19 protein-coding genes are annotated in these 17,732 nt (G+C 47.3%); 9 read left to right on the top strand and 10 right to left on the bottom strand.

All coding sequences use genetic code 11. The features are described from left to right. The first annotated feature begins 117 nt into the window (after positions 1-117). Both AC1DM9_RS14510 and AC1DM9_RS14505 read left to right on the top strand, forming a co-directional pair. Positions 118-1,245 carry a DNA alkylation repair protein gene (locus AC1DM9_RS14510; RefSeq protein WP_477548994.1) on the top strand — a complete coding sequence of 376 codons (1,128 nt, stop codon included), beginning with the start codon at positions 118-120 and terminating at the stop codon, positions 1,243-1,245. Beyond that, positions 1,242-2,309, top strand: a complete 1,068-nt coding sequence (locus tag AC1DM9_RS14505; RefSeq protein ID WP_441877878.1) for an FUSC family protein — start codon at positions 1,242-1,244, stop codon at positions 2,307-2,309. Before AC1DM9_RS14510 ends, AC1DM9_RS14505 begins: the two co-directional genes overlap by 4 nt. A 111-nt stretch (positions 2,310-2,420) precedes the next feature. Here AC1DM9_RS14505 and AC1DM9_RS14500 read toward each other — a convergent pair whose 3' ends face one another. From AC1DM9_RS14500 to AC1DM9_RS14475, 6 genes are all read right to left on the bottom strand, one after another. Next, a complete protein-coding gene (locus tag AC1DM9_RS14500; protein WP_076268402.1) occupies positions 2,421-2,720 on the bottom strand; it encodes a transposase in 300 nt (99 codons plus the stop codon). A gap of 25 nt (positions 2,721-2,745) precedes the next feature. Continuing rightward, complete coding sequence (locus tag AC1DM9_RS14495) at positions 2,746-2,889, bottom strand: hypothetical protein (protein WP_179089810.1); 144 nt, start codon at positions 2,887-2,889, stop codon at positions 2,746-2,748. Positions 2,890-3,011: 122 nt separating this feature from the next. Further along, positions 3,012-3,392 carry a zinc ribbon domain-containing protein gene (locus tag AC1DM9_RS14490; RefSeq protein WP_477580634.1) on the bottom strand — a complete coding sequence of 127 codons (381 nt, stop codon included), beginning with the start codon at positions 3,390-3,392 and terminating at the stop codon, positions 3,012-3,014. Between the two features lie 11 nt (positions 3,393-3,403). After that, a complete protein-coding gene (locus AC1DM9_RS14485; RefSeq protein ID WP_076268400.1) occupies positions 3,404-4,012 on the bottom strand; it encodes a TVP38/TMEM64 family protein in 609 nt (202 codons plus the stop codon). Between the two features lie 15 nt (positions 4,013-4,027). Next, positions 4,028-5,221: an MFS transporter gene (locus AC1DM9_RS14480; protein ID WP_477580632.1), complete on the bottom strand. Its 1,194-nt coding sequence runs from the start codon at positions 5,219-5,221 to the stop codon at positions 4,028-4,030. A gap of 18 nt (positions 5,222-5,239) precedes the next feature. Beyond that, entirely contained in the window at positions 5,240-6,403 is a 1,164-nt protein-coding gene (locus AC1DM9_RS14475; RefSeq protein WP_477510914.1) for an MGDG synthase family glycosyltransferase, read from the bottom strand. 133 nt (positions 6,404-6,536) lie between these two features. Here AC1DM9_RS14475 and AC1DM9_RS14470 point away from each other — a divergent pair, with 133 nt between their 5' ends. Next, positions 6,537-7,514 carry an aldo/keto reductase gene (locus AC1DM9_RS14470; RefSeq protein ID WP_430055576.1) on the top strand — a complete coding sequence of 326 codons (978 nt, stop codon included), beginning with the start codon at positions 6,537-6,539 and terminating at the stop codon, positions 7,512-7,514. Positions 7,515-7,573: 59 nt separating this feature from the next. Here the strand turns inward: AC1DM9_RS14470 and ilvA are convergent, their stop codons facing one another. Next, positions 7,574-8,842 carry a threonine ammonia-lyase IlvA gene (gene ilvA, locus AC1DM9_RS14465; RefSeq protein WP_477580629.1) on the bottom strand — a complete coding sequence of 423 codons (1,269 nt, stop codon included), beginning with the start codon at positions 8,840-8,842 and terminating at the stop codon, positions 7,574-7,576. Between the two features lie 122 nt (positions 8,843-8,964). Between ilvA and AC1DM9_RS14460 the strand changes: the two genes are divergently transcribed. Further along, on the top strand, positions 8,965-9,555 hold the full coding sequence (locus AC1DM9_RS14460; RefSeq protein WP_477580627.1) for a hypothetical protein: 591 nt from the start codon (positions 8,965-8,967) through the stop codon (positions 9,553-9,555). Positions 9,556-9,632: 77 nt separating this feature from the next. Here AC1DM9_RS14460 and AC1DM9_RS14455 read toward each other — a convergent pair whose 3' ends face one another. Further along, positions 9,633-10,808: an exosporium glycoprotein BclB-related protein gene (locus AC1DM9_RS14455; RefSeq protein WP_477580625.1), complete on the bottom strand. Its 1,176-nt coding sequence runs from the start codon at positions 10,806-10,808 to the stop codon at positions 9,633-9,635. Between the two features lie 373 nt (positions 10,809-11,181). Here AC1DM9_RS14455 and AC1DM9_RS14450 point away from each other — a divergent pair, with 373 nt between their 5' ends. The 5 genes from AC1DM9_RS14450 to AC1DM9_RS14430 all read left to right on the top strand — a co-directional run bounded on the left by AC1DM9_RS14450 (position 11,182) and on the right by AC1DM9_RS14430 (position 15,302). Next, entirely contained in the window at positions 11,182-11,982 is an 801-nt protein-coding gene (locus tag AC1DM9_RS14450; RefSeq protein WP_477580623.1) for a hypothetical protein, read from the top strand. Positions 11,983-12,012: 30 nt separating this feature from the next. Next, entirely contained in the window at positions 12,013-12,465 is a 453-nt protein-coding gene (locus AC1DM9_RS14445) for a flavodoxin (protein ID WP_477580621.1), read from the top strand. 25 nt (positions 12,466-12,490) lie between these two features. Further along, on the top strand, positions 12,491-13,204 hold the full coding sequence (locus tag AC1DM9_RS14440) for a hypothetical protein (RefSeq protein WP_441877897.1): 714 nt from the start codon (positions 12,491-12,493) through the stop codon (positions 13,202-13,204). A gap of 435 nt (positions 13,205-13,639) precedes the next feature. Further along, positions 13,640-14,491: a helix-turn-helix domain-containing protein gene (locus AC1DM9_RS14435; RefSeq protein WP_441877899.1), complete on the top strand. Its 852-nt coding sequence runs from the start codon at positions 13,640-13,642 to the stop codon at positions 14,489-14,491. 139 nt (positions 14,492-14,630) lie between these two features. Continuing rightward, the gene (locus tag AC1DM9_RS14430) at positions 14,631-15,302 is read left to right on the top strand and encodes an SOS response-associated peptidase (RefSeq protein ID WP_076268391.1); all 672 of its coding nucleotides are present in this window, start codon (positions 14,631-14,633) and stop codon (positions 15,300-15,302) included. Positions 15,303-15,567: 265 nt separating this feature from the next. Here the strand turns inward: AC1DM9_RS14430 and AC1DM9_RS14425 are convergent, their stop codons facing one another. Together AC1DM9_RS14425 and AC1DM9_RS14420 are read right to left on the bottom strand one after the other, a co-directional pair. Next, a complete protein-coding gene (locus AC1DM9_RS14425; RefSeq protein ID WP_477580619.1) occupies positions 15,568-16,560 on the bottom strand; it encodes an electron transfer flavoprotein subunit alpha/FixB family protein in 993 nt (330 codons plus the stop codon). A 798-nt stretch (positions 16,561-17,358) separates the two neighbouring features. Beyond that, the gene (locus tag AC1DM9_RS14420; protein ID WP_477580617.1) at positions 17,359-17,718 is read right to left on the bottom strand and encodes a hypothetical protein; all 360 of its coding nucleotides are present in this window, start codon (positions 17,716-17,718) and stop codon (positions 17,359-17,361) included. Positions 17,719-17,732: the final 14 nt, after the last annotated feature.

Below are 17,732 nucleotides of genomic sequence, written 5' to 3'. Positions count from 1 at the left end.
CCTGCAGGGGCGTTTCGGAGCTTTTTTGCTGCTTGCAGCGCAGTTATAAATGAATAACGGATGCAAGTAGTGATCGAATCGGTTTTTTCGGTATAATAACTGGAGGAGGGGATTAATTTGGCAGAACCGCTTAAGGCTATGTACGATGGATTATTTTTGGAGAAATTTGCGGGTTTGCTGAAGTCAGCATGGAGTCCTTTTGACGCCGTTCTTTTCGCAGAGCGTGTAAGGGATGGTGACTGGGAGCAATTAGAGTTAAAGGCTCGAACTCGAAAAATTACAGAAGCGCTGGGTGCTACATTACCGCAGGCATATGATGAAGCGCTGGCTGTTTTATATCAAATAGATGAAAAATGCACAGGGCTGCCTTTTATCATATTTCCGGACTTCGTCGAGGTGTTCGGACTGGAGCCGCAAAACTGGGAGCTGTCTTTGGACGCGCTGGAGCGCTTTACGAAATATTCGACCTCAGAATTTGCAATAAGAGCTTTCATTCTTGCCGATCCACAGCGTATGGCTAAGCAAATGCTTATATGGGCAGATCATCCGAATGAGCACGTAAGGCGGCTTGCGAGCGAAGGCATAAGACCACGCCTGCCATGGGCGCAGGCGCTGCCGCTCTTTAAGCGAGATCCATCGCCGATTGTTCCGATTTTGGAGAAGCTCAAATGTGATGATTCACTTTATGTGCGCAAGAGCGTAGCTAACAACTTGAATGATATTGCGAAAGATCATCCCGAGCTTGTCATTTCGCTTGCGCAGGCTTGGATCGGCAATGATGCGAAGACGGATTGGATCATTCGTCATGGCTGCCGTACGCTGATTAAGCAATCAAGCCCGCAGATCATGGAATTGTTTGGGTACGCGAAGCACGCGTCTGCAGAAGAAGAGGAACACCCGCTTGTTGCTTTTGCTGCAATCGAGGTAGATCCAGAGACAGTTGCTATTGGTGGTGAGGTATCTATACGATATCGCGTACAGCTGCGTGAGGGTGAGCCGGCCAAGCTGCGTATCGAATATGGAATTGCATTCGTGAAGTCTGGAGGGAAAACTTCATTGAAACGTTTCCTGCTATCGGATCGCGAGTATGCCGGAGGAGCTTCAGCTTCAAGTGTTCGCACTCATCGTTTTGCTGATTTAACGACGCGCAAGCATTATAGCGGGCTTCATCTTGTAACGCTTTGGGTAAATGGAAGAGAGGTGGCTTCAGCCGAACTTCTGGTGACGGAGGCAGAATCAACATGACGATTGGTGCAAGGGTTTTAAAAACGGGGATGGCTGTTGCCTTAGCTATTTACTTGAGCAGCTTGTTCGGCTTCGCTTCCCCGCTTATTGCTGCCGTGGCAGCTATATTTACGATTCAGCCTTCTATTTACCGCTCATGGCAGCGTGTAGCGGATCAAGTGCAAACGAATCTGCTGGGTGCTGTAATGGCGATTGTAGCCGTTCGGTTATTCGGTCATACGCCGATTGCGGCAGGTCTTGTATGTATCCTTGTCATTCTCATTAGTATTCGCTTGAAGATGGAGAGCACGATTAGTTTGACACTGGTTACGGTCGTTGCCATTATGGAAGCGAATGGACAAGGCTGGGACGTGGCAATTGGAAGATTTTTAATGGTGCTAACGGGTATTGGAGCATCATTTGCGGTTAACGTGCTCGTATTCCCTCCACGGCCAAGGAAGCAATTTACCGAACAGGTTCATCATGCCTATTCACAGCTTTCTCTGCTGCTTCGCACAGCCATTTCGAATGAGATGAAGGAGCAGGTTTTCCGCCAAGAGAAGGACAAGCTTCACGATACGCTGCACAAGCTGGAGGAACGCCACACCGTTTTCGAAGAGGAGCGCAAAGTGCTTGCGAAGACGAAGACGAGCCATGCCCGTCAGCTGCTTGTATCGAAACAAATGATTAAGTCTCTGCAAAAAGGGGCTGATCTGCTCGATGTGGTGGAGGAGCATTACTTTTCCTCCCAAAGTGCTAGTGAGTGGGCGCTTCGCTTCGATCGGCAAATTGAGGATTTATCGAAGTATCACGAGCACATCTTGTTGAAAGCTGAAGGGAAAATGAAGCCTAATGCGCTGATTGAGCCTGAGGAAGAACGAGAAGCGCGGTTTGTGAAGGAATTGACAGCATACATTTTGGAAGATCCGGACGAGCATAAGCGTCTCGTCTTTGTCGCTTCGGCATTGTTCGAATATGCCTACCATTTGCGGCGACTGGAGAAGCTGCTCGATCAAGTGACGCAGCGCGAGGAAAACGCGAAGCGCTGTGCTGAAGAGGCCGAGAATGGACCAAAGTCATCATGAACGGATTTAGCTGATTAGTTTAGCAAATAAAACAAAAACAGCAGGTCAGAACGCCGCTTACGAGCGTTCTTGCCTGCTGTTTTTCTGCTTATATTACAGCATGCTCAATGTTTACTGATCATCGTCAGTTTTGTTGCTGCCTTCATGACGCCTTGGATGCTGCATATGAGCCTCTGGGTTATTATCATCATCGTGCGGCACCAGCCTCGGATCAGTATGCCCCTCATGATGATTATTGAAGAAGAGCTCAACGAGCTGCCACTCGGTTGATCCAAGCATCGGATCTGCTGGGAATACATCTCCGCGTTCGAGCTGCTCTTCACGTCCCCATTCATTGCGGTAGGTGCCTTTTACTTCAACAGGCTCACCAGATAGGGGATTCATCTCATTATGGTTATTATCATTGCTCATATGGTGTCAACCAACCTTCCTGTCCTTATAATCCGTGCTTCGGCACAGCTGAACGATCGGCATCTGACTGCAGTTCGCTCGCTGACGATTTGCTGGCTAGATTGCGGTCTGCTCGGGATTGCGCCTTGCTTGCTGCCTTCTGTTGATCGGATGGCTGTTTGCCTGACATGTGGTCACCCTCCTCGAGAATCTCATCGTTTTTTTATTTTCTTTATCTTCAGAAGAAGATCCTCAACAGTGTGCCACAAAAGGATGAAATGTATGAGTACAAGGTGGAAGAACAGGAGCAATCTATAATAACTGGAGTCCGCATGAGGGGCAAACCGAATCACGTTCAGTGACGATCTCATCGCAAGCGGGACATGGTTCGGAAAATGGTGCTTTAGCAGCTGCGGCATCATGTATGAGCTCGCCTTTGCCTTCTTTAATGGCGGAGGATTGTTCGGGATTCGGACGGAGATGGGCAGGCGTTCCGAAGATCGTCTCCACCATCTCTTTCATGTTCTTAAATTTATCTGAGTCATCTGTAACAATTCGAATGAACATAAACATGCCAGCGAGCAGAGCAAATGCAATGACCAGCACGATCGTCGTAGCCCCAACATCAAACCATGTGAGGAGAGGGAGAGGCGCTTGTACAGGCAAACTAGCCAAGATGGTCCATGAAAACATACTCCATCACCTCACCCATTCAGCTGATAGCGGGATTCGAGACGTTTGCCCCCGAACCACATGACCAGAACAGCAGTAATCGAGACGAATATACGCCAAGGCTCATTGACTAAATTGCCAATATCGAAGCTAATCAAGGAAATGCAAAATATCATAACTGCCTTCCCAAGCAGTGTAGCGAGCATAAAAGTAGGAAATGGCACCTTGCTAAGTCCGGATACGACAGTTATGACAACTGAAGGTGTAAAAGGGAAGCAAGCCAGCAGGAATAGCGGCGTGAAGCCGCGGCGTTCAACCCAATTGAAGAACCGCTGCGACTTGGGAAATCTTCGCTCTAGTTTCCCTTTTACATTGCGTCCGAGCTTTCGGCTGATCCAAAATACGCAGAAGGCACCAGCGCTTACACCGATCCATGAAAAAAGAAATCCAAAGCCGAGGCCGTAAATGTTGGCATTAGCCGCAATGATAAGAATTAATGGGAGGAAAGGGAGAAACGATTCAAGCATGGGAAGCAAAATGCCGGGAAAAGGCCCCCATTGCGAATAGCTTTCCAATGTCCATTGGATTGAATCGAGATCCAAGTGTTTTAAGTATTCAAGCCAGTTGCGCCAATCATCCATAGATCTAACCCCGTTCTACTTGTTTGTAGCTTTTTCATTTGTAGCGAATGCCGGAAATGGGAACCATAAATAAAATAAACCGATCAATCCAAAGAGGATTGCGCTTGTCCAAAAAACGGATGCTTCTCCGTTCCAAGCCGCGATTAAGCCGCCCGCAGCTGGACCGATCATAACGCCTATTCCTTCAAAAGTGGATAATACGCCCCAGCCAAGCCCTTCTTGATTAGGTGGAACATAGGCAGCGAGCAGCGCATTCCAAACAGGCAAAATAGCTGAATAGGATAATCCAAGAGCAGCCGCTATTAGTAAACAATACCAGAACGAAAGTCCTGATGCCAGCATATATAAACCAAATGCAAACGCTCCAAATCCAGTCACGAGAAACCATTTTTTATTAACCAGCTTATCGGCAAGTTTCCCCATGGGGATGAGTCCACCTGCAGCAAAAAGTCCTCCGGCCGTTAAAAGAATGGAGTATTGCGTGCCTGAGATACCCAGCTCCTGATTTGCGAAGCTTGGTAAAATGGGAATGAGCATGCTTGCGCCTGTCGTCTGCAAAATCATCCCCGGCAGCAGCATCTTCATATGGCCGAGTCGTTCCTTCAAAATGACGAGCTGCGTTCGAAATGGCATACGGTTTGATGCAGCAGCCCTTTCTTTGCTCATGAAAAGCGTTAATACGCATGCAGCCACAGACATGCTGACAAGCAGCTTGTACGTAAAAGATACGCTGAAATCGAGCAGAATATTACATACGATCGGACCGCTTCCTAGTCCCACCATCCAAATGGTGTAGAGCGTTCCCATTTGGGTTGCACGCTGCTGCTCAGTTACTTTCGTCAAACATACGATCCAGATCGGTGACATTCCGATGCCATATAGTGCGGCTGCACCAATGAACATCCATGGCAGCTCGGAGAATTGCAGCAAATATATGCCGATCAGCGAAATAATTAAACCTGCTTGAACGACGATACGAGTTGAGAAACGATCGAGCAAGTAGCCAATAGCCATTTTGAGCAGCGTATCGGTTAAATAATGAGCTGAAATCGCAGCGCCGATAACATCAGGTGATAGGCCTAATGTTTTTGCCCCAAAAATAGGCAGCAAACTAACAAGAACAGCACCTCTTACAAACTCCACAACAAACAAAATAACGGAGATAAGTCGCATCTCCGCTCCAAACCAACTTTTCTGATTTGTAATCACGGGCAAGCCCCTTATCCATTATAAAGTGATTGCTTTCTCCATTATACGCAAGTTGGATAAAATATCCAAAACAATGCTGTCGGCTGCGGTTTGTGAGGCTTGAAGCTGTTTAGTGGATTGTCTGCTATTAGTAAGACGTAATGGATCATGAACGAGTTTCAAAATTTGTTCCGTCAGCTCATTCACCTCATAGGCAACGACGGCTGCGCCTTTGGACTTAAGATACAATGCATTTTGTTTTTCTTGTCCAGGAACTGGCTTGTAGATGAATATGGGCAGCTCGGCAGCGATCGCTTCTGATAATGTAACGCCACCTGGCTTAGTGATGAGACAATTAGATATAGCCATAAGCTCATGAATAGACTCAATAAACCCGTACACCTGCAGGCGAGAAGCTCCTTCATGTGCTTGAAATTGTTGCTCAATAATATTTTTCATAAAAAGATTATGTCCGCATACCAGCGCGACCTGAACCTCAGCGTTTTGCAGCAAGCTGCTGCAAATTTGCGATACATCAGGCAAAACGCCCTGCGCTCCCGCCATGATTAGGACGATAGGTTGATTAGGATTTAGTTTATATCTCTCGTAGAGCTCGCTTGAGGCGGCTGTTGCACGGAATCCGCGTTTGAGCGGAATGCCGCTCACTTGAATTGCCCTCTCCGGTATTCCCAGCGATGAAAGCTCTAATCGGAGATCCTCTGTAGCGACATAATAGCGGTCGACGCTTGGATGAACCCAGCGCCTGTGAAGATCAAAATCGGTAATGACAGCATAGGAGGGAGGATGAACGCTTTTACGTTTCTTAAGCTTCGGCAGAGCAAAGCTGGGGAAAGTATGCACGACGATATCTGGCTGCTCGACTGCAAGAATACGCCTAATTTTTTCTGTACCAAAGGAATGAAGAAGCCCGCCAAATAATGAATCATGCTTCATTAGCCTTGTAAAATCATACACCCAGCCATATAGCGAGGGCATATGCGTATAGCTCTTTAAGTAAAAGCGCTTAGCAAACTCATTTATCCAAGGGTGAGATTCTGCCATGAGATCGACCATTACCGTACGATAATTGCCATGCTCCTCCCAAGCGCTCTTAATCGCGCGAGCAACCTGAAGATGGCCTTCTCCATATGAAGCGTACAAAATTAACAATTTCGGCTGCGGTTTTTCCTCGAAACGTATCATAGACACACCTCCTGCCGTTAGTGTAACGAACATTTGTTATGCGATTGTGAACGGCGTTTGGTTACTTTGTGTATTTTTAGTATAATGAATACGCAATCCATCCTATTTCAAAATTGAAGGAGCGATGATTAGAGTGCAATACACGAAACTAGGAAGATCTGGACTTCGAGTAAGCCGTTTATGTCTGGGCACAATGAATTTTGGCGTGGACACGGACGAGAAGGAATCATTTCGTATATTAGACGCAGCTCTAGATGCAGGCATTAATTTTATCGATACCGCTAACATTTACGGTTGGGGCGAGAACGCAGGCCGTACAGAAGAAATTATCGGAAAATGGTTCAAGCAGGGCGACGGACGCCGTGAACGTACGGTGCTGGCTACAAAAGTATACGGCGACATGCATGATAATCATGACGGTCCGAACCGTGAAGCGGGACTATCCGCATATAAAATTCGCAGACATTTGGAAGGTTCGCTTAAGCGTCTTCAAACGGATCATATCGAGCTGTACCAAATGCATCATGTGGATCGCAGTGCAAATTGGAATGAGCTTTGGGGAGCATTCGAAACAGCAGTAAACCAAGGCAAGGTTGGCTACATAGGCTCAAGTAATTTTGCCGGCTGGGATATTGCAGTTGCGCAAGGCGAAGCGAAGGCAAGAGGATCGATCGGTCTTGTATCTGAGCAGCACAAATATAATTTGTTATGCCGTTTGCCGGAACTGGAAGTATTGCCAGCTTCGAAGGAATTAGGACTTGGCGTTATTCCGTGGAGTCCGCTTGACGGCGGCTTGCTTGCAGGCAATCATCGTCGTAAAGACGGAGGCCGCCGCAGCGGAGATTCGAAACGCTTGGAGCAGCATCGTGATCAATTAGATGCCTATGCTGCATTTTGTGACGAGCTTGGCGAGCCTGAGGATCTGGTTTCACTCGCATGGCTGCTTGCAAATCCGGCAGTAACGGCTCCGATTATCGGTGTCCGCACGCTGGATCAATTCGAGCGCTCGCTTCGCGCAGTTGAAATCTCATTAGATGAATCTGCACTGAAACGTATTGATGAAATATTCCCTGGTCCTGGCGGAGATGCACCGCGCGCTTACGCCTGGTAATGACAAACGCCCCGTATCCATTCATGGATACGGGGCGTATCTTATTCACATCATGCCGATCAAATCAACAAGTTAAACAAAACAGGGTCCTTGTTCAGCTCAAGAAATTGAAAGCCCTTCTTGCTCATGCGAGCAACGAGCGGATCGTAATCCTCACGGTGCGTAAGCTCGATGCCGACGAGCGCAGGACCGTTGTCTTTGTTTGATTTTTTGGTGTACTCGAATCGTGTAATATCATCATTAGGACCAAGCACGCTGTCGAGAAATTCACGTAGCGCTCCTGCGCGCTGCGGGAAGCTGACCATAAAGTAATGCTTGTAGCCCTCATAGATGAGAGAACGTTCTTTGATTTCCTGCATCCGATCGACATCATTATTGCCGCCGCTAACGACACAGACGACCGTCTTGCCTTGAATTTGATCACGGTATGCTTCTAGCGCAGCAATGGGCAGTGCGCCTGCCGGCTCGGCTACAATGGCATTCTCATTATATAAATCGAGCATCGTCGTACACACTTTTCCTTCAGGCACGGAAATAACATCGTCAAGCAGGTCTCTGCATAGCTCAAATGATAAATCACCGATACGTTTAACAGCTGCGCCATCGACGAATTTCTCAATTTGATCAAGGGTAACGACTTCACCTGCATCAAGCGATGCTCTTAGTGATTGCGCGCCTTCCGGCTCCACGCCAATTACCTTTGTTGTCGGTGAGACGATTTTTACATAAGATGAGACGCCGGCTGCAAGCCCGCCACCGCCGACAGTCACGAATACGAAGTCAGGTACGGTATCCGCAGCTTCCATTAATTCTTGTCCTACCGTTCCGTTTCCTGCGATGATTTTGGGATCGTCAAAGGGATGTACGAAGGCCAGGCCATTGCGCTTGCTCTCTGCGACTGCTTCGGCATAAGCATCGTCAAAGGTGTCTCCTGTAAGGATGACCTCAACTTGCGATCCGCCAAAAAAGTTAACCTGCGTCACCTTCTGGCGAGGAGTTGTGCTGGGCATGTATATTTTTCCGGGGATGCCAAGTGTTTGGCAAGAGTAGGCTACGCCTTGCGCGTGGTTGCCGGCGCTGGCGCAAACCACCCCTTTAGCGAGCGTTTCTGGTGACAGAGAACGCATCATATGGTAGGCTCCGCGTATTTTGAAGGAACGAACGATTTGCAGGTCCTCTCGTTTTAGAAGAACATGACATCCAAACCGCTCGGACAGCACACGGTTATGTTGAAGTGGTGTTCGTGTAATGATATCCTTTAAGTGCATTTGAGCTTGAACGATTTCTTCAAGCCCAATACGATGCAGCGGTATAGGATTTGTGTTCATAGGTGACCATCCTCTCGGCATTTTTTTGATCAACAGTAAAAATGATTGGATTCATTATAGCACTATCATTATGAGTTGGCGTAATAGAAATCGTTTATTTGTATAGCAAGGAGAGGATTCACATGGGAAAAACCTTAAAAAGACTTCTAATGAGCTTCATTGTTATTCTTTTGCTGCTTGGCGGCGCACTATGGTGGTTCCTGTCTTACATTGCACCGGACGAGCCGCTGGACATGAGCTACGCGCCGATTGATGTGAAAGAGAAAGCGCTGGATATGGTCAAAAAGCTGAAGCTGGAGCTCGTCCTCACGGAATCCGATATTAACCATTTGATCAAAATGAATATGAAAGACGAGCTTGCCATCAGCAGACCAGAATCCGCTGATCAAGAAATGGCGAGGGATATTCATCTAGATGGGGCAAATTTTGACCTCGAAGAGAACAAGCTGATCGCACAAATGAATATTACCTATAAGAACAAAATTCCTGCAAGATTGGATGCGGTATATTCACTGGACTGGGAGTCTCCGAACATTATTCTTAAACCCCAATCGCTTTCTGTCAAGGCTATTCAGCTGCCGCTAAGTATGCTAGAAACGATCGTCATTCCGCTAGATTTGCCGGCACAGGATGTTGTAACGGTGAGAGATGTACAGTTCGAGAATAATCAGATAAAAATTCGTTTCAAGCTCCAAATTCAATTAAAGCTGTAATGAACGATGAATCTTGGAAAAGAAAACGACAGATTAAGGACGAATCCTTAATCTGTCGTTTTTCATAATTTCGTTTTTTAAGAGATGCCTAATCCAGCGCTAGCATAGCCAGCTACAAGATTGACAAGTGATACACCAGTAGCTGTAGCAGAGAAGACAAGAAGAAGGCGTGTTCCAGCAGTAACAGGAATAGATAAACCTGGAGTAATGCCGCTGCTAATAGTGCCTAGAGCCAGAATGCCGGTAAGTGGAGGAGCTAATGTTACAACAGCGCCTGGAACTGCAGTAAACGAATTGTTTGGAGTCGTTGACTGGTAAAGCTGAGCAGTAATAGTTACTGTAGAGTTGACAAGCGAAAGCGCTGCTGTTGTACTGAAGTAAGCTGCAAGAGAAGTGATCGTACCATCGCGCGGCACAGAGAAAGCAAAGTTAAGAAGTGTTCCTGCAGCGCCTGTGAGGTCGATTATACCGCCAAGTATACTAACGCCTACAGCGGAGGAACCAAAACCTACCAGACTCGAAGTTCCTACCAAACCGCCTAATACTGTCGTTAATTCGGTTGGAATGCCTGAAGCAAAAGGAATAATAGCGCCCGCACCATCAATACCAGTAGCACCAGTAGCGCCAGTACCACCAGTAGCCCCAGTAGCCCCAGTAGCCCCAGTAGCCCCAGTAGCGCCGGTAACGCCAGCTGTACCAGTAGCTCCAGTAACACCCGGATCTCCTGTAGCCCCAGTACCACCGGTAACACCAGCAGTACCGGTAGCGCCAGTAGCCCCAGTAACACCCGGATCTCCCGTAGCCCCCGTTGCCCCTGTAGCGCCAGCAGCTCCAGCAGCCCCTGGATCTCCAGTCGCGCCAGTCGCTCCTGTAGCCCCTACTCCGGGTCCTGTAGGACCTGCTAGACCAGTAGCACCGGTTACGCCGTTAATACCATTTGCACCAGTTGCGCCAGTCGCTCCCGTAACTCCAACTCCAGTAGCGCCGGTAGAACCTGTTGCCCCTGCAGATCCTGTTGCACCTGTAGGGCCAGCTACTCCTTGAGGCCCTTGTGGACCTTGTGGTCCTTGCGGTCCTCTTCTGCCTTTGTGGCCTTCTTCTCCTCGCTCAGCTACGACTTTAACTCTTTGAGATATAATTTTTTTCTTTACAACAATTATTTTGTCATCGTGTTTCTTCCTTCTTGGACTGCAACCTGCAGTCGGTTTTCTGACACAACGCTTCCTATAATAATAATGACTCAGCGAAAACACCCCCTTGTTAGATGCCTTATTATACGGCTGTACTCTATCTATTGATTGGGTATCTATCTGCTATGGTCATAGTCCTCCAACTATATTTGCGGAAATGTGTGTTTGTATGGGATGGATGATCAACTACTAAATGATAGAGAAGTAGAAGAGCATGAATGAAGAATAAATGAAGAACAGGATTGACATTATTATTGAGAATGGTTATCATGTATACGAAAGTGATAATCATTATCACTCTGTGGTGTTGTTCTTTTACTACTGCCATGAAAGAGTTTGGATAGACATCCCCAATAACACCTTATAAGAAACGAAACATATTGCATTATTAGTGAATGGATAACGATATAACGATTATTTTTTAGGAGTGAGAGACATGCAGACTGAAACGAGCAAGCCTTGGAATTGGCTGCTCTTTCCCTTCTCGTCCGTTAAAGCAGGAGCTGATAGCTTGTATGCCGCTTCAGTCGGTCACGGGATTTACCAAATCGATGCTGAAGGAGAATGGAAGAAGCTTGATCAAGGCATGGAAGACCAGACTAATGTAAATCGGCTGCAGTTGCAGCATGATTTGCTGCATGCCTGCTCAAGCAGCGGCTTATATGAATGGAACGGAGAAGCATGGGTCAATGATGGCATATTGATTCCTAGTTATCAGTATCGCAAGATTGGTGGAAGCAGCTACGTTGCAACGGAATATGGGCTTTGGTCCAAAGCTAGCTCCAAATGGGAGCAAATAGCATGCCAAGATAAACGTGTATATGATTTTATGAATTTGCCTCAGTATTTGATTATTTCGCATGAGAGCGGCATCTCTTTATATGATCGTTTTATGGATGATTGGGCTCATTTTGAGCTGGATGCAAGTGTAACAAGCTTAGCGGTATTCAGAGGCCACTTAATTGGAACGAGCGATCAAGGCGAGCTGTTTATTGGCGATAAAAAAGGAAGATTTGACCGGATAAGATTCGGCAAACGTTTTATTTTTTCTGTGCAGGCGAAGGGCAATGAGGTTTATGTATGTACGGATCGCGGATTATTCCAGCTTACTTATTTGTGTAATCAAGTAACTCTTCTATCCGTTAAACTTGGTTATCCTGTAACAGATATTGATATGCAAGATGGAAATCTGTATCTCGCTACGCTCTTCCAAGGCATTCAAACGATAAATGTCTAACGATAAAAAATAGAAAGCGGAGGAAAAAAGATGCCCAAAATACTTGTGGTGTATGCTAGCATGACCGGAAATACAGAAGAAATGGCCGAGGCGATAGTAGAAGGCGCTAAGGAAGCGGGTGCCGAGGTTGTTTCTAAAGAGGCCTTCGATGCCACTGCAGATGAGCTGAATCATTATGACGCGATTATTATAGGCGCCTACACATGGGGAGACGGTGAGCTGCCGGATGAATTTCTCGATTACTTCGAAGAAATGGATGGACTTGATCTTAGCGGCAAGAAAGCAGCCGTATTTGGCTCAGGTGATACATCATACCCAATCTATTGCGGCGCTGTAGATACGATTGAAGCGAAGCTGAAGGAGCTCGGCGCAGAAATTGCGGGCGAATGCATTAAATTTGAATATAACGCGTCTGAAGAAGAGAAAGAGCAAGGAAGAAGATTAGGACGCCAAATTGCGGGTCTTGTAGCGGTAGCCGGATAGTGGAACGAGAAAGGCGGACTTTGTAATGGAGCAGTTGCCAGCGATTTTGAGAGTTGAAGACTATAAGCTAGAAGAGCTGCTGCGTTGCCCCGAACGGTTCGCTCGAAGAAAGTCCGGTCGCAAGCAGGAAAGTGATGTGAACTGGCGGCAGCTTGTTCAATATGCAGCCAGCCACACGGTAAACGACTTTTATCGTCGGTCCAAAGAGACACGCGGAGTAGAGACGATACATACTTCCGTTGAGAATTGGTGGACGAATCGCAATTATAAATTTCATTCCGACCAGCATTTCTTGCAGATGAAGCAAACGATTAAGGAGCATTTGGCAGCCTTCTTGCTTGGAGGCGGAGCACCGAGTATGCCGATTATCTTTTATGAGCAAATGACGGCTTATGTAGAGGAGCTCGATTTGGAGATTTCACAAATCTTTCATTTGGTTTCTGCCGAGCAAGAGGATTCGCTTGATCATTATATAGTTCAAAAGCTAGCAGTAGATACAGATGAAGACGCTCTTAATCTATATTTTCATATGACATCGGTATTTTGTATGAGTGCATTCGAGAAGCTCCCTGACCGAATCGAGGTGTTCTCCCTTTTAAGCAGTAAGCAGGTCGTGTTCGTGCCTGACGAGCAATCGCTTGAGCTTTCTTATGATTATATGTTTTTGGTCAAAAGCTTGCTGCCGGACGTAGATTTCTTTAAGGTTAATCCGGGCTCGGATGTACAGCTGGTTATGTGAAATTGCTGCTGAAAATAATACAAAATTTGCAAATCCCCCAAGTCATTTCCGGAAGCGGAATGGTGGGGGATTTCTTTTGTTGTAGACAAATGAAATGGTTTTCAAGTAACATGAGCAGTAGTCATTTTTTGCACATTTACACATGATTATTAATTGTGAAGTTTATTTTACTGTGAAAAAGTAAGCGTATGCTTTTTGAGGCAAGTTTTGCTAGGTAAATTGAGCATGGGCTAGGATGGCAGGCTTTGCTATGCAAAACTGGATTAATGCTTATGAAGAGAGTTTTGTTGCGTGAAATTAAGCTCATGCTTACGAAGAAAGTTTTGCTATGCAAAATTAAGCTCATGCTTACGAAGAAAGTTTTGCTCGCAAAACTAAGCTAGTGCTTACGAAGTAAGTTTTGCTATGCAAAACTTTAGAAGGAGAGAGATTAGGTTGTCAGAGGAGCTATTACTAACGTTTCGTTCACCACCATTGCCATTTTTCATAGAATCCAACCGTTTGGTTTATCGTGCGGGCGAGGAGCATCCGAATCGGACGAACCTCGGCGTATTTGATTTGTTGTATGTAAACAAGGGAGCACTGCATGTAGCAGAGGATAATCGCAGATGGACGCTAGGTCCTGGAGATGTGCTTATTTTAAGGCCGGACCGCTGGCATTATTCTACACGTCCATGCGAGGAAGAGACTGTGTTTGATTGGATTCATTTTCAAACGGTAGGCGCTTGGGAGGAGACGGTAGGCAATCAAAGCGGATCGCTTAGAGGGGACTACTACACTTATGCCATACGTCTGCCTAAACAAATGAAGCTTACCTACACAGATGAAGCGAGTCTTATTTTCTCGCAATTGCATGAGGCTTCCAAAGGCTCGTCACATGGCGCGTTCTGGGATCGGCAGCAACGGTTTCTGCATTTGCTTCAAATGCTGGACGAAGGCTGGCGCTCGGATGCGGCTAAAGCTGCCGTATCGGTAGCAGAGCGTGCGGCTGCCTACTTAAAGCTGAATTATCGTACGCCAATCAGCAACACGATGCTGAGTGATGTGCTGGAGTTACATACGAATTATATTACTCGCTGCATGAGTGAGGTTTTTGATTGTACGCCGCAGCAATATTTGCTTTATTATAGACTCGATCAAGCAAAGCTGCTGCTTATTAAGACAGATTGGACGATTGCAAAAGTAGCAGAGGAAACAGGCTTCCGGCAGACGCCGCATTTCTCAAGGCTGTTTGCATCCCATACGGGAATGCCTCCTCTTAAATTCCGAAAAAGATTTACGATGTAGGTCGAAGGGTTTTGAAGAGTAGAGGAACTATTTTCGGCAAACTGTTGTTTAGACTTTCTAATATTCTGACTAGAAACGTTGCATAAATATCGCGACTTTAACAAAAACTGGATTCAACAACGTGAAAAGGGTGGTCGCGATGATTGAACGGTTTTCGTTAACAGCAGATATTGGCGATATAGTGGATATGTTTCAGGTAGGAAAAGTAATTCGGGGGCATACAAACCGATTTAATGCAGCTCCGACTCAGATGGTTTCGATTGTCATGAATGATCGATTTGATCAGCGGACAATGGAGGAATCGAGATGGGGGCTGTTTCCTTTTTGGGCAAAGGACGCGGTTAATGCAGATCATATGACATTGTCCGAGAAGCCTTTCTTAGAAAGAATGCTTCGCAGACAAAGATGTGTGCTGCCATGCAGCGGCTTTTTTGGTCAGAAACAATTCGGCAAAGAGCGTGATCCGAGGGCGATGCATATCGTTGTTCCAAGCCAGCAGCTTTTTGGCATAGCGGGCATTTACGACTGCTGGAAAAACGTGAGCGGCAAGGAAGTGCGTGCCTTCACTATGATTACCGCAGCTTCGACAGGAGCGATGTCGGTGTGGCAGCCTCGAGTTCCGGTAATTTTGGACGAAGAGGGCATGGAAGATTGGCTCAATCCGCGTATTACCGAATTCAGTGGATTGCGGAAGCATTTAGAGGCTATGGACACTTACCTCATGCGCGCCTACCCGGTAACGAATGCGGTGCATGATGATTTGTATGAGTCGCCGGATTGCATCCGTGAAATCCGTCCTGATTTTGCTTAAGTAAAATGAAGTGTAGTTAACCAAAAAGGCGTCCTATCTCTGACTCGGCTCTGTATGCGGCCGAAACAGGGTAGACGCCTTTTTTTGATTTTTTAGTGGACGGGGTTAGGTGCTTGAATCAGATATATAATGATTTAGTTGGTTGTAAATGGAATCAACTTAAGTAAAAAATTTTAAGCACGATACGGGTGAGAGGCAATTAGATGAAAACTAGGACGTTTAAGTGCGATTCGGGTGAGAGGCAATTAGATGAAAAATAGAACAATTAAGCGCGAGCGCGTTGGAGCTCTGTTGTTAGTAGCGGTACGACCTCGAATAAATCGCCTACGATGCCATAATCAGCAACGCTGAAAATAGGGGCATCGGGGTCTTTGTTGATAGCGACAATGACGCGAGATTGGCTCATACCCGCCAGATGTTGAATAGCGCCGCTGATTCCGCAGGCAATATAGAGCTGAGGTGTAACAACTTTGCCAGTTTGCCCGATTTGGAGGGCATAATCACAGTAGCCGGCATCGCATGCCCCGCGTGAGGCGCCGACTGCGCCCCCAAGCGCTGTTGCCATCGCTTGCAGCGGCTCAAAACCTGCTGCGCTGCGAACGCCTCGGCCGCCGGACACGACGACGTCGGCTTCGGCAAGATCAAGCTGCCCGCCGGTGCGGCGCACAAGGCTGCGCACGGCGGTATAAAGCGGCGGCACCGTGAACGGCAGCTCCGCTGCGGTGCCCTTTATTTCTGCGGCGTCCAGTGGTTCCGCCGCCGGCAAGTTGTTCGGGCGCACCGTGATGACCCACGTCGCGCCCGAAATAAAGCTGCGCCGCTCGAACGCCTTGCCGGCGTAGAGCGGGCGGGTAAATAAGACGTCATTGCCATCGTCAGATGTTTCGATGGCAATGACGTCAGCGATGTGGCCAGCGCCATGGGCAGCGGCCACTCGGGGCGCGAGCTCGCGCCCCAAAGCGGTGTGGCCGAGCAATAGCGCGTCCGGCCGCACCGCAGTTATGGCTGCGCCGAGGGCGGCGATGTACGCCTCGGGCGCAAAGGCGCGAAGGGCCGGATCGTCGGCGATATGCACGACGTCCGCGCCCCGCGCGATCAGTGCGGCGGCTTCATCCGCCGCACCGCCGAAGCAGGCAAGGACGGCGTGGACATGGCCGTCCTTGCCTGCGAGCCGGCGCGCTGCGCCGAGTGCCTCCAGCGCCACTCGGCGCAGCGCGCCATTCCGGCTTTCTGCAAATACGAGAATGGTTTTGGACATAGGATACAGCTCCTCTTCCACAGCTTTTACGAATAAGCTTAGCTCTTTGCACGTTCAACTCTATAATCAGTGATTGCCCTGTTTAGGTATCGTCTTAATGGACATTACAGCAGTTATTTGTGGGTTTAAGGGCGAAGTTACTTTTCTAACGGACATGAGATCCGTTATTTCTGAATTTAGGGGGATAAATTACTTTTAACGGACATGAGAGCCGTTGTTTCTGAATTTAGGGGTATAAATTACTATCTAACGAACAAGAGATCCATTATTTCTGAATTTAGGGGCATAAATTATTATCTAACGGACATGAGATCCGTTATTTCTGTATTTAAGGGCTAAATTATAATTTAACGGACATGAGATCCGTTATTTGCCCTAAATGGCACCCAAACGCTCGATATTTTATGAAATAAGGGAACCTATGTCCGTTAGATCGAGAAATAGAAGGTTTTACAGCAAATAAGGCATCTGATGTCCGTTAATTGGGAAGGTTTGATTAATTACCAAAGTCCAATGTTAGTCAAACACTGCTTTTGATTTGAGCCACTCTATCAACAAGAGAGCTAACTAAATTGTCTAGTAACCAGTAACTATTCAGTTCTTGTCAAATGTCTCTGCATCATTCCTGCTCTAATACCAACATGCCTCAGCACAAATCCACTACCTGCCGAATACCAACATGCCTCAGCACAAATCCACTACCTGCCGAATACCAATATGCCTCAGCACAAATCCACTACCTGCCGAATACCAACATGCATCAGCACAAATCCACTACCTGCCCCATACCAACATGCCTCAATACAAATTTACTACCTGCTCCAATCCCAATTTCCCCCCGCCAAACTCGACTACCCCTAAACAGTCCCAACTATAATAAAAAGTTGGGTTCCTATAGAAGCTTCCCTTCCTCCCGCAGTGGCGAGACAATTGCCGCTGCTTGCGCTGCTTGCGCTGCTTGCGCTGCTTGCTGCTGCTTACTCGGTCGGCTCGCACGGGGGAGCCATTTGTCCGCAGCGCGCAGAGGCGGCGGGAGCATCTGCGTGCGCGCAGTGCGTGGCGAAACTCGCCTTCTAGTGAAAGCTCACCACTAGCGATCAGCTCAGCTCCAATCCCAACATCCCCCAGCCCAACTCCACTACCCCTTACAGCTCCCAACTATAAAATAGTCA

This window comes from Paenibacillus sp. 01T431 (assembly GCF_056398625.1).
This window is presented reverse-complemented; position numbering and strand designations above follow the sequence as displayed.

Coding starts and splice junctions, on each gene's coding strand:
- AC1DM9_RS14500 (WP_076268402.1), bottom strand. CDS start 2,720: ATGAGCAATGATAATAACCATAATGAGATGAATCCCCTATCTGGTGAG.
- AC1DM9_RS14430 (WP_076268391.1), top strand. CDS start 14,631: ATGATTGAACGGTTTTCGTTAACAGCAGATATTGGCGATATAGTGGAT.
- AC1DM9_RS14475 (WP_477510914.1), bottom strand. CDS start 6,403: ATGATACGTTTCGAGGAAAAACCGCAGCCGAAATTGTTAATTTTGTAC.
- AC1DM9_RS14460 (WP_477580627.1), top strand. CDS start 8,965: ATGGGAAAAACCTTAAAAAGACTTCTAATGAGCTTCATTGTTATTCTT.
- ilvA (WP_477580629.1), bottom strand. CDS start 8,842: ATGAACACAAATCCTATACCGCTGCATCGTATTGGGCTTGAAGAAATC.
- AC1DM9_RS14425 (WP_477580619.1), bottom strand. CDS start 16,560: ATGTCCAAAACCATTCTCGTATTTGCAGAAAGCCGGAATGGCGCGCTG.
- AC1DM9_RS14505 (WP_441877878.1), top strand. CDS start 1,242: ATGACGATTGGTGCAAGGGTTTTAAAAACGGGGATGGCTGTTGCCTTA.
- AC1DM9_RS14450 (WP_477580623.1), top strand. CDS start 11,182: ATGCAGACTGAAACGAGCAAGCCTTGGAATTGGCTGCTCTTTCCCTTC.
- AC1DM9_RS14485 (WP_076268400.1), bottom strand. CDS start 4,012: ATGGATGATTGGCGCAACTGGCTTGAATACTTAAAACACTTGGATCTC.
- AC1DM9_RS14445 (WP_477580621.1), top strand. CDS start 12,013: ATGCCCAAAATACTTGTGGTGTATGCTAGCATGACCGGAAATACAGAA.
- AC1DM9_RS14495 (WP_179089810.1), bottom strand. CDS start 2,889: ATGTCAGGCAAACAGCCATCCGATCAACAGAAGGCAGCAAGCAAGGCG.
- AC1DM9_RS14490 (WP_477580634.1), bottom strand. CDS start 3,392: ATGTTTTCATGGACCATCTTGGCTAGTTTGCCTGTACAAGCGCCTCTC.
- AC1DM9_RS14440 (WP_441877897.1), top strand. CDS start 12,491: ATGGAGCAGTTGCCAGCGATTTTGAGAGTTGAAGACTATAAGCTAGAA.